The sequence below is a fragment of the Micromonospora sp. NPDC023644 genome, from assembly GCF_040640115.1.
In the GTDB taxonomy this organism is placed as follows: Bacteria; Actinomycetota; Actinomycetes; order Mycobacteriales; family Micromonosporaceae; genus Micromonospora.
In genome coordinates this window covers 22,999-37,353 of the sequence record NZ_JBFABA010000013.1, presented here as the reverse complement: position 1 = coordinate 37,353, position 14,355 = coordinate 22,999, and the positions used below count along the sequence as shown (strand labels likewise).

11 protein-coding genes are annotated in these 14,355 nt (G+C 73.5%); 7 read left to right on the top strand and 4 right to left on the bottom strand.

Annotation, left to right across the window (positions count from 1 at the left end):
- Nucleotides 1-25: 25 nt before the first annotated feature.
- On the bottom strand, nt 26-2,158 hold the full coding sequence (locus tag AB0G08_RS12825; protein ID WP_358086728.1) for a transglycosylase domain-containing protein: 2,133 nt from the start codon (nt 2,156-2,158) through the stop codon (nt 26-28).
- A gap of 121 nt (nt 2,159-2,279) precedes the next feature.
- On the opposite strand from AB0G08_RS12825, the gene cobC reads away from it, so the two are divergent.
- The 3 genes from cobC to cobA are packed head-to-tail and all read left to right on the top strand — an operon-like array spanning nt 2,280 to nt 5,747.
- A complete protein-coding gene (cobC, locus tag AB0G08_RS12820) occupies nt 2,280-3,374 on the top strand; it encodes an Rv2231c family pyridoxal phosphate-dependent protein CobC (protein ID WP_358086726.1) in 1,095 nt (364 codons plus the stop codon).
- On the top strand, nt 3,374-4,468 hold the full coding sequence (gene cobT, locus AB0G08_RS12815) for a nicotinate-nucleotide--dimethylbenzimidazole phosphoribosyltransferase (protein ID WP_358086968.1): 1,095 nt from the start codon (nt 3,374-3,376) through the stop codon (nt 4,466-4,468). Before cobC ends, cobT begins: the two co-directional genes overlap by 1 nt.
- 37 nt (nt 4,469-4,505) lie before the next feature.
- Complete coding sequence (gene cobA / locus AB0G08_RS12810; protein WP_358086725.1) at nt 4,506-5,747, top strand: uroporphyrinogen-III C-methyltransferase; 1,242 nt, start codon at nt 4,506-4,508, stop codon at nt 5,745-5,747.
- 84 nt (nt 5,748-5,831) lie between these two features.
- On the opposite strand, the gene otsB is transcribed toward cobA, so the two are convergent.
- A complete protein-coding gene (gene otsB / locus AB0G08_RS12805) occupies nt 5,832-8,435 on the bottom strand; it encodes a trehalose-phosphatase (protein WP_358086723.1) in 2,604 nt (867 codons plus the stop codon).
- Complete coding sequence (locus AB0G08_RS12800) at nt 8,432-9,832, bottom strand: trehalose-6-phosphate synthase (RefSeq protein WP_334607924.1); 1,401 nt, start codon at nt 9,830-9,832, stop codon at nt 8,432-8,434. The genes otsB and AB0G08_RS12800 overlap by 4 nt, the downstream gene beginning before the upstream one ends.
- A gap of 331 nt (nt 9,833-10,163) precedes the next feature.
- Between AB0G08_RS12800 and ettA the strand changes: the two genes are divergently transcribed.
- The 4 genes from ettA (at nt 10,164) to AB0G08_RS12780 (ending at nt 13,764) form a co-directional block, all read left to right on the top strand.
- Nucleotides 10,164-11,840 carry an energy-dependent translational throttle protein EttA gene (gene ettA / locus AB0G08_RS12795; protein WP_357867258.1) on the top strand — a complete coding sequence of 559 codons (1,677 nt, stop codon included), beginning with the start codon at nt 10,164-10,166 and terminating at the stop codon, nt 11,838-11,840.
- Nucleotides 11,841-11,861: 21 nt separating this feature from the next.
- Entirely contained in the window at nt 11,862-12,308 is a 447-nt protein-coding gene (locus AB0G08_RS12790) for a thioesterase family protein (RefSeq protein WP_358086721.1), read from the top strand.
- The gene (locus AB0G08_RS12785; protein WP_358086719.1) at nt 12,305-13,027 is read left to right on the top strand and encodes a hypothetical protein; all 723 of its coding nucleotides are present in this window, start codon (nt 12,305-12,307) and stop codon (nt 13,025-13,027) included. The genes AB0G08_RS12790 and AB0G08_RS12785 overlap by 4 nt, the downstream gene beginning before the upstream one ends.
- A 149-nt stretch (nt 13,028-13,176) precedes the next feature.
- Entirely contained in the window at nt 13,177-13,764 is a 588-nt protein-coding gene (locus tag AB0G08_RS12780; RefSeq protein WP_357867252.1) for a YbjN domain-containing protein, read from the top strand.
- Nucleotides 13,765-13,915: 151 nt separating this feature from the next.
- Here AB0G08_RS12780 and AB0G08_RS12775 read toward each other — a convergent pair whose 3' ends face one another.
- The gene (locus AB0G08_RS12775) at nt 13,916-14,305 is read right to left on the bottom strand and encodes a globin (RefSeq protein ID WP_358086966.1); all 390 of its coding nucleotides are present in this window, start codon (nt 14,303-14,305) and stop codon (nt 13,916-13,918) included.
- Between the last annotated feature and the right edge of the window lie 50 nt (nt 14,306-14,355).

The window sequence follows — 14,355 nt, the reverse complement described above, 5'->3', positions numbered from 1 at the left end:
CCGCCCGGCCCGTGCGCGCAGCCGGTCAGCCGACCATGCGGTCCGAGGGCGGGGTGAACTGGCGGGTGGGCTGGCCCTTGAGGCCGTCGCGGAGGGTCTGCGCCACCGCCTTGATCGGGATCTGCGACTGGCCGTCGCCGACCGCGTTGAACGGGTTGTCCGGGTCGGAGATGAAGCTCGCCGCCGCCAGCTCCGGGGTGTAGCCGACGAACCAGGCCGACCGGGTGCTGTCGGTGGTGCCCGTCTTGCCCGCCACCGGGCGGCCCACGGTGCCCCGCACGCTGTCCGCGGTCGACCAGCCGCCGCAGCTCCCGCGCGCCGGGGTGTCGCCGGTCGGGCAGCGGGCGGCGTCGGTGGCGGCGCGGGCGGCGTCGGCGTTCACCACCTGCCGGCAGCGGGGCTTGGCGACCTCGCGTTCGATCCCGGAGGCCGTCTTCCAGGTGGTCGGCGTGCCGTCGCGGTTGTAGATCGCCTGCACCGGGATCGCCTCGCAGTAGCGGCCGTCCGCGGCGATCGCGGCGTACGCGTTGGCCATCTCCAGCGGCGTGGCGTCGGAGACGCCGAGGGTGAACGCGCCCCACTTCTTGACCTTGGCCGGGGACGCCTGTTCCTTGTCGACGTCCGTGCGCCAGCGCAGCCCGAGCTGCTCGGCGAGGTGGACCGCCTTGTCCGCGCCGACCTGCTCCTCCAGCCAGACGAAGTACGTGTTGACCGACTTGCCGAAGCCGGACCACATGGTCTGGTTGCCGCTCATCGCGCCGCTGGCGTTGGACGGCGCCCAGCCGTCGTAGACCTCGGAGCGGTACCGGTGCGGGGCGTTGAACGAGGTGGACAGCGGCATGCCCGCGTTCAGCGCGGCCAGCATCGGGAACATCTTGAACGTCGAGCCGGCCTGGTAGCCCGGCAGGTCGCCGCCGCCCAGCAGGGGCGCCACGGTGTTCGGGTAGTTCGCCTTGACCTTCGGCCCGGCCTCGGGGTTGGAGCTCTGTCCGTTCTGGCTCAGGTCCAGCGAGTACGTCCGGTTCACCGCCATCGCCTTGACCCGCCCGGTGCCGGGCTCGGAGACCACGATGCCGTTGGCGAACGGGCTGCCGGTGTTCTCCTTGGCGCCGACGTTCTTCTCGGCCGCCTCCTGGATCTTCGGGTCCATGCTGAGCACGATCCGGTAGCCGCCCCGGCGCAGCTTGTCCATCCGCTCCAGCCGGTTCTCGCCGAACGCGGGCTGCGCGCTCCACCAGTTCTTCAGGTAGTCGCAGGCGAAGCCCCAGCTGTTCCACTTCTCGGGCACGGCGGCACAGTCGTTCGGCGGGTAGGTCAGCTTCAGCCGGATCGGCTCGGTCTTCGCCTGCGCGGCGGCGTCCGGCGAGAGGTAGCCGAGCTGGGCCATCCGGTCGAGCACGTAGTTGCGCCGGCCGGTGGCGTCCTTCTGGTCGGAGCTGGCCGGGTCGTACTCGGACGGGGACTTGACCAGGCCGGCGAGGGTTGCCGCCTCGACGGGGCTGAGGTCCTTGGGGGCCTTGGAGAAGAAGATCTCGCTGGCCGCGTAGATGCCGTACGCGCGGTGCCCGAAGTACGCCGAGTTGAGGTAGCGCTCCAGGATCTGCTCCTTGCTCAGCTCCTTCTCCAGGTCCATCGCCATCCGCATCTCGCGGACCTTGCGCAGGCTGGTCTGCTGGGTGGCCTCCTGCACCTCCTTCGGCGTCTTCGCGCTGTCGCGCAGCGCCATCCGCACGTACTGCATGGTGAGGGTGGAGGCGCCCTGGGAGACGCCGCTGGAGCGGGCGTTCGCCACGAAGGCGCGGGCGACGCCCTTCGGGTCGACGCCCCGGTGCTGGTAGAAGCGGTTGTCCTCGGCGGCGACGATCGCCTGCTGCATGTGGGGCGAGATCTCGGCCAGCTTCGTGTACTGCCGGTACTCCTCGTAGAACATCGTCAGCACCGTCCTGCCGTCCGGCGCGTAGACGTACGACGTCTCGGCCGGCAGCGCGGTGGTGAGGATCTTGGTCTTGTGTTCCATGGCGTGCGCCGTGACCTTGGCGCCGAGGCCGGTGGCGGCGGCCACCGGGTACGCCACAGCGGCGACGACGATGCCGGCGATCAGCCCGGCGCGGAGGAGGGGAACGAGACGACCAGCGGCAGCAAGGGGTCGATTGCTCACCAGCTCAAGTTATGACATTTCCGATTCGCACTTGAGAAATATTCATGAACGCCCGTGTGGTGACGCGGCCCACGCCGGGATGCGCTGTCCCGCGCGCCACCTTCCCGGCAGGATCGCGGACATGCGTGGTCAGCCGACCGAGACCCGCCCCGAACCGGGGCCCGCCGGATACGAACCCGACCTCACCCACCACGGCGACGTCGAGGTGGGGCCGGGGCTGGTCGACCTCGCCGTCAACGTGCGGCGCGACGCCATGCCCGACTGGCTGGCCGACCCGATCACCGCCGCGCTCGGCGACCTCGCCGCGTACCCCGACCCGGGGCCGGCGCGGGCCGCCGTCGCGGCCCGGCACGCCCGCCCGCCGGCCGAGGTGCTGCTGACCGCCGGCGCGGCCGAGGGCTTCGTGCTGCTCGCCCGGGCGCTGCGCGGCGTGCGCCGGCCGGTGGTGGTGCACCCGCAGTTCACCGAGCCCGAGGCGGCGTTGCGCGCCGCCGGGCACCAGGTGGAGCGGGTGCTGCTCGACGCGGACGACGACTTCCGGCTCGACCCAACCAGGGTGCCCGCCGACGCCGACCTCGTGATGATCGGCAACCCGACCAACCCGACCTCGGTGCTGCACCCCGCCGGCGACCTGGCCACCCTCGCCCGGCCCGGTCGGGTGCTGGTGGTCGACGAGGCGTTCGCCGACACCACCGCAGCCCCCGGCGTGGCCGGCGAGCCGGAGTCGCTGGCCGCCCGGCGGGACCTGCCGGGCCTGCTGGTGGTCCGCAGCCTCACCAAGACCTGGGGCCTGGCGGGCCTGCGGATCGGCTACCTGCTCGGCGAGGCCCCGCTGCTGGAGCGGCTGGCCGCCGCCCAGCCGCTCTGGGCCGTCTCCACCCCGGCCCTGGCCGCCGCGTCGGCCTGCGCCACGCCCGTCGCGGTCGAGGCCGAGCGCGCCATCGCCGCCCGGCTCGCGGCCGACCGCGACCACCTGGTCGCCCGCCTGTCGGCCCTGCCCGGCGTACGCGTCGCCGGCCGCCCCGCCAGCGCGTTCGTGCTGGTGCACGTCCCCGGTGCCGCCGACGTGCGGCTCGCCCTGCGGCGGCGCGGCTGGGCGGTGCGCCGGGGCGACACGTTTCCCGGCCTCGGCCCGGACTGGCTGCGGATCGCCGTACGCGACCCGGCCACCACCGACGCGTTCACCGAGGTACTGGCGGAGATCCTGGAGGCATGATGCTGGAGACCACGATCGCGGCGATCCGGCCGCCGGACGAGCCGGCGATGGCCGCCGCCCGGGAGTTGCAGGGGCGGCTCACCAAGCCCGCCGGCTCGCTCGGCGCCCTGGAGGAGCTCTCCGTACGCCTCGCCGGCCTGGCCGGGCACTGCCCGCCGCCGCTGCCCGAGCCGGCCGCCGTCGCCATCTTCGCCGGTGACCACGGCGTGCACGCCCAGGGGGTGACGCCCTGGCCGCAGGAGGTCACCGCGCAGATGATCGGCAACTTCCTGGCCGGCGGCGCGGTGGTCAACGCGTTCGCCCGGCAGGCCGGCGCCTCGGTCACCGTGGTCGACGTCGGCGTGGCCACCCCGCTCCCGGTCGCCGCGCCGGGCGAGGAGGGCGCCGGCGCCCCGCCGACCCGCGGCGCGCCCCGGCTGGTCGCGGCGAACGTCCGCCCCGGCACCCGGGACCTGGCGGTGACCGCCGCGCTGACCCGCGACGAGGCCCGCGCGGCCGTCGAGACCGGCATCCGGGTGGCCGACGAGCTGATCGACGCCGGCGCGGGCATCCTGCTCACCGGGGACATGGGCATCGGCAACACCACGCCGGCCGCCGCCCTGATCGCCGCGTTCGCCGGCATCGACCCGGCGGAGACGACCGGCCGGGGCACCGGGGTCGACGACCCGACGTACGCCCGCAAGGTCGACGTCGTGCGGGCCGCGCTGCGCCGGCACGCCCCCGACCCGGCCGACCCGCTGGGCGTGCTGGCCGCCGTCGGCGGACTGGAGCACGCCGCGCTGGCCGGGCTGATCCTGGGCGCCGCCGCCCGCCGGACGCCGGTGTTGCTGGACGGGGTGATCGCGGTGGCCGCGGCGCTCGCCGCGGCGGCCCTCGCCCCGCACGCCGTGGCCGCCATGGTGGCCGGGCACCGCTCCGCCGAGCCGGGGGCCACGGTCGCGCTGCGCCGGCTGGGCCTGGAGCCGCTGATCGACCTCGGGCTGCGCCTGGGCGAGGGCACCGGCGCGCTGCTCGCGCTGCCGGTGGTCACCGGCGCGGTCCGGGTGCTGCACGAGGTCGCCACCTTCGACTCGGCGGGGGTGGCCGAGAAGTGAGCGGGCGGAGCATCGGGCCCCGCGGCGAGGCGACGACGTGAGCGGCAACCCGTACCCGCTCGGCCTGCGGCTCGCCGGCCGGCGGGTGGTCGTGGTCGGCGGGGGAGCGGTGGCCACCCGGCGGGTGCCCGCCCTGCTCGACGCCGGCGCGCACGTCTTCCTCGTCGCGCCGGAGCTGACCCCGGCGCTGCGCGCGCACGCCGACGCCGGACGGCTGCACTGGGCGCCGCGCCGGTTCGCCCCCGACGACCTGGACGGCGCGTGGCTGGTCCAGGTCGCGGTCGACGACCCGCTCGCCGCCGCGTCGGTCAGCGCCGCCGCCGCCGAGCGCCGCATCTTCTGCGTACGCGCCGACGACCGCGCCGCCGCCACCGCCTGGACCCCGGCGGTGACCCGGCACGGGCCGGTGACCGTGGCGGTGCTCGGCGGGGGCGACCCGCGCCGGGCGATGGCCGTCCGCGACGCCGTCCGCGGCCTCCTGGACGTGCGGACGGGCCCCCTGTCGACGCCCGCGGCGCAGGAGGGGACCCCTCCCCGCGCCCGGGCCGGGCGGGTCGCGCTGGTCGGTGCCGGCCCCGGGGACCCGGAGCTGATCACCGTCCGGGGCTGGCGGCTGCTCACCGAGGCGGACGTGGTGGTCGCCGACCGGCTCGTCCCGGGGCTGCTCCTCGACGAGCTGCGCGCCGACGTCGAGCTCGTGGACGCCTCCAAGATCCCGTACGGGCCGTCCCGCGCGCAGGAGGAGATCAACCGGATCCTGGTGGACCGGGCCCTGGCCGGGAAGGTCGTGGTCCGGCTCAAGGGCGGCGACCCGTACGTCTTCGGCCGCGGCGGCGAGGAGCTGCTGGCGTGCGCGGCGGCCGGCGTGCCGGTGACCGTGGTGCCCGGCGTGACCAGCTCGATCGCGGCCCCGGCCGTGGCGGGCATCCCGGTCACCCACCGGGGGGTGGCCCACGAGTTCACCGTGGTCTCCGGGCACGTCGCCCCCGACTCGCCGGCCTCCCTGGTCCGCTGGGACGCGCTGGCCGGGCTGCGCGGCACGCTGGTCGTCCTGATGGGGCTGAAGAACCTCGCGGCGATCACCGCGACGCTGGTCGCGCACGGCCGGCCGGCGCAGACGCCGGCCGCCGTGGTGCAGGAGGCGACGACCGGGGCGCAGCGGGTGCTCCGCTCCACGCTCGGCGCGGTGGCCGCCGACGTGGTCGCCGCGGGGCTGCGCCCGCCCGCGGTGGTGGTGCTGGGGGACGTGGTCGAGGCTCTGTCCGCGTCGACCGGGTGACCTCCGGCCCCGCCACGATCGTTTCCGCACAGTACGACGGCGGCCGGAGAGGGATTTCTCCGGCCGCCGTCGTCGCTGGTCAGGTCACTGCTTGAGCATGTTGTCCAGCAGCAGGGCGCAGCGGATCAGGCCGAGGTGGCTGTAGGCCTGCGGGTGGTTGCCCAGCCCGCGCTCGGCCAGCGGGTCGTACTGCTCGGGCAGCAGGCCCGTCGGGCCGGCGGTGTCCACCATCTGCGAGAACAGCTCCTCGGCGTCGGTGCGCCGCCCGGTGCGCAGGTACGCCTCGATGAGCCACGCCGTGCAGATGTGGAAGCCGCCCTCGCGCCCGGGCAGGCCGTCGTCCCAGTGGTAGCGGTAGACGACCGGCCCGCTGCGCAGGTCCGCCTCGATCCGCAGGACGGTGGAGAGGAAGCGCGGGTCGTCGCCGGGGAGCAGGCCGGACAGCCCGATCCACAGCGACGAGGCGTCCATGTCCTCGTCCCCGTACGCCACGCTGTAGGCCTCGACGGTCTCGTGCCAGCCGTACTCCAGCACGTTGGCGCCGATGCGGTCGCGCAGCTCCACCCACTCCGGCCGGTCCTGGCCGCCGTGCTGGCGCATCACGTGCAGCGCCCGGTCGACGGTCATCCAGCACATCACCTTGGAGAAGATGTGGTGCCGCGGGGGGAGGCGGGCCTCCCAGATGCCGTGGTCGGGCTCGTGCCAGCGGCGGCGGACCGCCTCGACCATGTTGTCGAGCACCCGCCACTCGTCCTCGCGGACGGAGCCACGGGCGTCGGCCACGGCCGCGATCAGGTCCGCGATCGGGCCGAAGACGTCGAGCTGGAGCTGGTGGTTGGCGAGGTTGCCGACCCGGACCGGCCGGGAGCCGGCGTAACCGGGCAGGGTGTCGATGACCGCCTCGGCGCCCAGCTCGTAGCCGTCCACCGTGTAGAGCGGGTGCAACCGCTCCGGGTGCCCGCCGGTGCGCTCGATGCACCCGTCGACCCAGCGCAGCAGCGCCTCGGCCTCCTCGATCGAGCCCAGGTCGACCAGGGAGCGCGCGGTCATCGCCGCGTCCCGCAGCCAGCAGTAGCGGTAGTCCCAGTTGCGGACGCCGCCCAGCTCCTCCGGCAGCGAGGTGGTCGCGGCGGCCAGGATCGAGCCGGTGGCCTCGTGGCAGAGCCCGCGCAGGGTCAGCGCGCTGCGGGCCACCAGGTCCCGGGCGGTGCTCGGCAGCCGCAGGGTGGCGACCCAGTCCTTCCACGGCTGCTCGGCCAGGGCCTGCCGCTCGTGGACCGGCAGCCGGTGGTGCTCCAGGCTGTGCGTGCCGAAGCGCAGCTCCAGCACGACCTGCCCACCGGCGGCGGAGAGGTCGACGACCGCCTTGGCCGTCTCGTAGCCGCCGTCGTTGGAGACCTGCCACTCGACCCCGGGGGAGTAGAGCGCGACCGGCTCGTTGGAGCCGAGCACCAGCAGGCCGTCGCCGATCGGCTGCAACTGCACCGCGACCTGGCCGAACTCCGGCCGGGGCGCGAACTCCAGCCGGGCCCGGCCCGAGCCGGTCAGCACCCGGACCAGGGTCGAGTCGCCGGTCACGACGGCCGGGCCGTCGGGCGTGGTCTCCTTGGCCGGCTTGTCCAGCCAGTCGGTGACGGTCAGCCCCGACCACCGGGTCTCGACGGTCATCGTGCCCGAGCGGTAGCGCTGGCCGAGCGGGATGCCCCCGCGCTCCGGCGCGACGCTGAAGTGCCCGGCCGGGCTGCCGCCGACCAGGTCGGCGAAGATCGCCGCCGAGTCCGGCTTGGGGTGGCAGAGCCAGGTGACCTTCGCCTCGGGGGTGAGCAGGGCCACCGTCCGCCCGTTGGCCAGCATCGAGTGCCGCTCGATGGGCACCGCCCGCTCGCCGAAGAGCCAGTGCCGGCGGGTTTCCAGCAGCAGGCCGAGGGCGCGGGCGGCCTCGATCGGCTCGGCGACCCGGTAGCCGGCCCTGGTGTCACCGGGGCCGATCTTGATGCCGACGTCCGGCCCATGCAGGTTGCCGAAGGCGTTCTCGTCGGTGACGTCGTCGCCGATGAAGAGCACCGCGCTGGCGGAGAGCTGGGTGCGCAGCTGGTCGACGGCCGTGCCCTTGTGGGTGGCGACCACCGACAGCTCGATGACCTCCTTGCCCTGGGTGACCGTGACGTCGTCCCAGGTCGCGGGGCCGCTGCGGACCGCCTCGATGGCGGCCGCCGCGACCTCGGGGGCCACCCCGCGGGTGTGCACCGCGACGCTGGCCGGCTTGCGCTCCAGCCGGATGCCCGGATGGGCCGCGGCGATCTCGCGCAGGGCGTCGCGCAGCCGCGTCCGGACCGCGATCAGCTCGGGCGAGAGCCGCTCGACGAAGCCGATGTCGAACTCGGAGCCGTGGCTGCCGACCAGGTGGACCTCGCTGGGCAGCCGGGAGAGGGCGGCCAGGTCGCGCAGGGCCCGCCCGGAGACCACCGCCACGGTGGTCTGGGGCAGGGCGGCCAGCGCCCGGACGGCCGCCACCGACTCCGGCAGCGGCACGGCCTTGCTCGGGTCCTCCACGATCGGCGCCAGGGTGCCGTCGTAGTCGCAGGCGATCAGAAGCTGGGGCACCCGGGCGATGCGGCCGATGGCGGCGCGCAGTTCCGGGTCCATCGTGCCGGCCGCCGGGGTGATGATCTCGCTGGCGGCGTTCACGCGACCTCCGCTTGAGGCACACCGAGCTCGGTGAGGAAGGACTTCGCCCAGTGCCCCACATCGTGGGTGCGTAGATGGCGTTGCATTGTCCGCATTCTGCGGCGTGCCTCCGGCTTCTCGACGTGCACGGCCCTCAGCAGGGCATCCTTGACCGCGTCAGGGTCGTGCGGGTTACACAGGAACGCCTGACGCAGCTCGGTGGCGGCGCCGGCGAACTCGCTGAGCACGAGTGCACCGCCCTGGTCGGCGCGCGATGCGACGTACTCCTTGGCTACCAGGTTCATTCCGTCTCGCAGCGGGGTCACCATCATCACGTCGGCGGCGGCGTACATCGCGGCGAGCTCAGTGCGACTGTACGACTGATGCAGATAATGCACCGCCGGCACGCCGACCCTGCCGAACTCGCCGTTGATCCGGCCGACCTCGCGCTCCACCTTCACGCGTAGTGCCTGGTAGTGCTCCACGCGCTCGCGGCTGGGCGTGGCGACCTGCACCATGACCGCGTCGGGAACTGTCAACTTTCCGTCAGCCAGCAGCTCGCGGAAGGCCTTCAGCCGCAACTCGATGCCCTTGGTGTAGTCCAGCCGGTCGACGCCCAGGATGATCGTCTTCGGGTTGCCCAGCTCCTCGCGGATCTCCTTCGCCCGGGCCTGGATGCCCGGGTCGGCGGCCAGCCGCTCCATCTCCTTCGTGTCGATGGAGATCGGGAACGCGCCGGCCTTCACCTGGCGGCCGTCGACCTGGATCATCTGCCCCTCGTAGCGCAGCCCGAGCAGGTGCCGGGCCAGGCGGACGAAGTTCTGCGCGGCGAGGCGCTGCTGGAACCCGACCAGGTCGGCGCCGAGCAGGCCGCGCAGGATCTCGGTGCGGAACGGCATCTGCATGAACAGCTCGATCGGCGGGAACGGGATGTGCAGGAAGAAGCCGATCCGCAGGTCGGGCCGCAGCTCGCGGAGCATCGCCGGGACGAGCTGGAGCTGGTAGTCCTGCACCCAGACCGTGGCCCCCTCGGCCGCGACCTCCGCCGCCGCCTCCGCGAAGCGGGCGTTGACCAGGCGGTACGCCTCGCGCCAGCGGCGCTTGTAGGCCGGCGTCTCCACCGCGTCGTGGTAGAGCGGCCAGATCGTCGCGTTGGACTGGCCCTCGTAGTAGCGCTCCAGCTCCTCCGCGCTCAACGGCACCGGGTGCAGCCGGATGCCCTCCAGGTCGAAGGGCTCGGGGGCGGCGCCGGTGCCGCCGGCCCAGCCGACCCAGGTGCCCTGGTGCTCGGCGAGGACGGGGTGCAGTGCGGTCACCAGCCCTCCGGGGCTGCGACGCCACTGCCGTCCCTCGGGGGTGCTCACCTCGTCGACGGGTAGCCGGTTCGCCACTACGACAAAGGAGCTGCGGACGGTCACGTTCGGCCACCTCCGGGTGCTGACGGGTCAACCGCGAATGAGCGTACTGAGCGTAGCTGCGGCTTCTGGGGCCCCGTGCCGGAGTCACCTACCCTTCCCACGATGGTCCAACCCCTTGCGTGATCTTGTCGATACCCCTGCTCGGAAGCAGGGGTGGCAGGGCGCGGGCGGAGCGTCGGAGGCGGGGTGATGTGGGGGCGGCGCCGCGAACCTGTCAGGATTGACGACGGCGTGCGTGCGGCCGGCCGCCGGCCGGCGGTGGCGGGCGGAAACCGCAGCCCGCGCCCGCGCCCGCCGACCCCAGTCGCAACCTACGGAGGTAGCCCGCACCGTGGCCCAGTACATCTACGTCCTGGAAAAGGCGCGCAAGGCGCACGGCGACAAGGTCGTGCTCGACAACGTGACGCTGAGCTTCCTCCCGGGGGCCAAGATCGGTGTGGTCGGCCCCAACGGCGCCGGTAAGTCCAGCCTCCTCAAGATCATGGCAGGCCTGGACCGCCCGAGCAACGGCGAGGCCCGGCTGATGCCCGGCTACACCGTCGGCCTGCTCGCCCAGGAGCCCCCGCTCAACGACGCCAAGACCGTGCTCGGCAACGTCGAGGAGGCGGTCGCCGAGACCAAGGCCAAGCTGGAGCGGTTCAACAAGATCGCCGAGCAGATGGCCACCGACTACTCCGACGAGCTGATGGAGGAGATGGGCAAGCTCCAGGAGGAGCTGGACCACGCCGACGCGTGGGACATCGACTCCAAGCTCGAACTGGCGATGGACGCGCTGCGCTGCCCGCCGCCGGACGCCGACGTGACCCAGCTCTCCGGGGGCGAGCGGCGCCGGGTGGCGCTGTGCAAGCTGCTGCTGGAGGCGCCCGACCTGCTGCTGCTCGACGAGCCCACCAACCACCTGGACGCGGAGAGCGTCTCCTGGCTGGAGCAGCACCTGGCCAAGTACGCGGGCACCGTCATGGCGATCACCCACGACCGGTACTTCCTCGACAACGTGGCCGGCTGGATCCTGGAGCTGGACCGCGGCCGGGCCGTCGGCTACGAGGGCAACTACTCCACCTACCTGGAGAAGAAGGCCGCCCGGCTGGCCGTCGAGGGCCGCCGCGACGCCAAGATGAAGAAGCGCCTCACCGAGGAGCTGGAGTGGGTCCGCTCCAACGCCAAGGCGCGGCAGACCAAGTCCAAGGCCCGCCTCGACCGCTACGAGGAGATGGCCACCGAGGCGGAGAAGACCCGCAAGCTGGACTTCGAGGAGATCCAGATCCCGCCGGGCCCGCGCCTGGGCAACACGGTGATCGAGGCGCACAACCTGACCAAGGGCTTCGGCGACCGGGTGCTCATCGAGAACCTGTCGTTCTCGCTGCCGCGCAACGGCATCGTCGGCATCATCGGCCCCAACGGCGTCGGCAAGACCACCCTGTTCAAGACCATCGTCGGGCTGGAGCAGCCGACGAGCGGCGACGTCCGGGTCGGCGAGACCGTCTCGCTGTCGTACGTCGACCAGAACCGGCAGGGTCTCGCCGGGGACAAGACGGTCTGGGAGGTCGTCTCCGACGGGCTCGACCACCTGATGGTCGGCAAGGTCGAGATGCCGTCGCGGGCGTACATCGCCGCGTTCGGGTTCAAGGGGCCGGACCAGCAGAAGCCGACGAAGGTGCTCTCCGGCGGCGAGCGCAACCGGCTCAACCTCGCGCTGACGCTGAAGATCGGCGGCAACGTGATCCTGCTCGACGAGCCGACCAACGACCTGGACGTGGAGACCCTCTCCAGCCTGGAGAACGCGCTGCTGGAGTTCCCCGGCTGCGCCGTGGTCATCTCCCACGACCGGATGTTCCTCGACCGGGTCGCCACGCACATCCTGGCCTGGGAGGGCGACGACGAGAACCCCGCCAAGTGGTTCTGGTTCGAGGGCAACTTCGAGGCGTACGAGAAGAACAAGGTCGACCGGCTCGGCGCGGAGGCGGCCCGCCCGCACCGGGTGACCTACCGCAAGCTGACCCGTGACTGAGAGCGGGGACCGCTGCCGATCATGAGTGATCGCTTTGTGTACCACTGCACCCTGCGGTGGTCCGACCTGGACGCGTACGGCCACATCAACAACTCGCGCTTCCTCACCCTCTACGAGGAGGCGCGGGTGGCGTTGATGTTCGCCGGCGGCCGGGCGTGGGGAGTGGGCTCGTTCGCCGACGGCGTCGTGATCAGTCGGCACGAGATCGACTACCTGCGCCCGGTCGAGTACGCCCTCGGCCGGGCCACCGCGGAGGCCGCCCCCACCGTGCGCATCGAGCTGTGGGTGGAGGAGATCCGGGGCGCGTCCTTCACCGTCGCCTACGAGCTCTTCGACGGCGAGGTCCTGGCCAGCCGCGCCCGTTCGGTGCTGGTGCCGTTCGACCTGACCCGGCAGCGGCCCCGGCGGATCACCCCGGAGGAGCGGACGTTCCTGCTCACGTACGCGCCGCAGGGGCCGGTGGCGTGACGGCGACCGACGGGCCGGCCGCCCGGGCACGGGCCGGCGGCGGGCCGGCCGCCGCCGGGCACGGGATCGCGGACGCCGCCGACGCGGGGGCCTTCCTGGCCCGCCTCGTCCGGCTGGACCGCGACGCCCCGGTCCGACTCCGGTCGACCGGCGCGACGGGCCGTACGGCCCTCTGGGGGCGCCTGCCGTGGGGTGTGCTGGTCGTCCGCCCGGTGGCCGGCGACGGCCCCGGCGACGCCACGGTCTCGGCCGGCGAGCTGCTGGCCGAGCTCGCGGCGGGCGGCGCGGCCCTGCCGACGCGGCGGGACGAGCGGTGGCGGTGGCCGCTGCCGCCCACGGCGAGCCGCCGGGTGGAGACGCTGCCGGGCGCGGAGCTGCGGCGGATCGCGGCGGCGGCCGCGGGAGCCCTGCGTGACGCCAGCGCCCACGGCGTCGGCGGGCGGGCGGTCGGGCAGCGGGCGCTGCGGGACGCGCTGCTCGACCACGTGCCGGTGGTGGTCACCCCGGACGACCCGCCCGGCGAGCCGGTCGAGGTGACCCAGCGGATGGTCCAGGGGTTGGTCCGGATGGGCTTCCTCGGGGCGGCCGAGGGGTCCGCCGAGGCGGGCGGCGGGGGCGACGTCCAGGTGCGAACGGTCGGCCGATGGGTCGGTCTGGTGGGACCGTACGGAGCGATCTGGTCGCAGAAGGCCACCGATCTTGCCGTGCGGCCCGTCTGAGTTCATCCGTTCGGATGACCCTTGGTCGTTCTTCTGTCCTGGTGCTGTCGTTGGGGGGGTGCTTCAACCCGGCTGTCCGGGTACCGTCCATCCTCGGATCCAACGCACTGTAGGCGACTGGATCCGCTGGGGAGTGAGGTGCGCGAGCGATGCCGTGGTGGTCATGGCGCCCCGGTCCCGCCAATGGCGGCGGCGACCCGGAAAGGCAGAGCGGGATCACAGTGGAGAGCACCGTCCGGGTCGGACCACCGACCCCGCGTCAGCCGGGAGACGACTGCCCACCGACGGAGCGTGCCGTGATAGCGGACATGCCCGCCACGGTCGAGCCGGTCACCCTGCGCCGCGTCTGCGACGCACTCGACATGCTCGACGTGCGCTACCTGGCCGACGGCGACGGCAACCTGCTGGCCATGTGGGAGCGGCACGCCGTGCTGGTCACCCTGGAGGGTCCGGAGGACGAGATCCTGGTGATGCGGGCCCGTCCACACGCGACGGTGCCGCCGGACTGGGCCGACCGCGCCTACCGGGTGGTCAACGAGTGGAACCACACCCGCCGCTTCTGCAAGGCCTACATCGGAGACCCGACCGAGCGCGGGCAGTTGCCGATCTACGCGGAGTTGCAGGTGCCGTTCGGCGCCGGGGCGCACGACGCGCTGCTGGTCGAGATGCTCGACTGTGGAGCGGCGGTCGCCACCAGCTTCGTGGACTGGCTGCACGACGAGGGCGCCCTGCTCTGAGCCGCCCGACGCCCGACGCCCGCCGGGCGACGTGTGCCGTACGACGCCGGGCCGGGCCCACCGGCCCGACGTCCGTGCGATCGCCCGGCGGCCGGCCGGAGTCCGTCCGGCGGCCGGTCGGGTCAGGTCGGTCGGCGTCAGGCCGGTCGGGTCAGGCCGGCCCCGCCGGGTCCTCCATCGCGTTGACCATGAAGTAGGCGGCCCGCTCCAGGTAGTCCCACAGCGCGGTGGCGATCTCCGGGGGCAGGTCGAGACGGTCGACGGCGCGGCGCATGTGGAGCAGCCACGCGTCCCGCTCGGCGGCGCCGATCCGGTACGGCGCGTGGCGCATCCGCAGCCGCGGGTGCCCCCGTTGCGCCGAGTACGTGTTGGGGCCACCCCAGTACTGTATGAGGAACAGGGCCAGCCGGTCCGCGGCCGGGCCCAGGTCCTCCTCGGGGTACATGGGGCGCAGCAGCGGGTCGGCGGCGACCCCGGCGTAGAACTCGTCCACCAGCTTGCGGAAGGTGGGCTCGCCGCCCACCGCCTCGAAGAGGGTCATCGACGCACCGGGCCGGTCGGACTCACCTGCGGCATTCACCGTTCCATCCT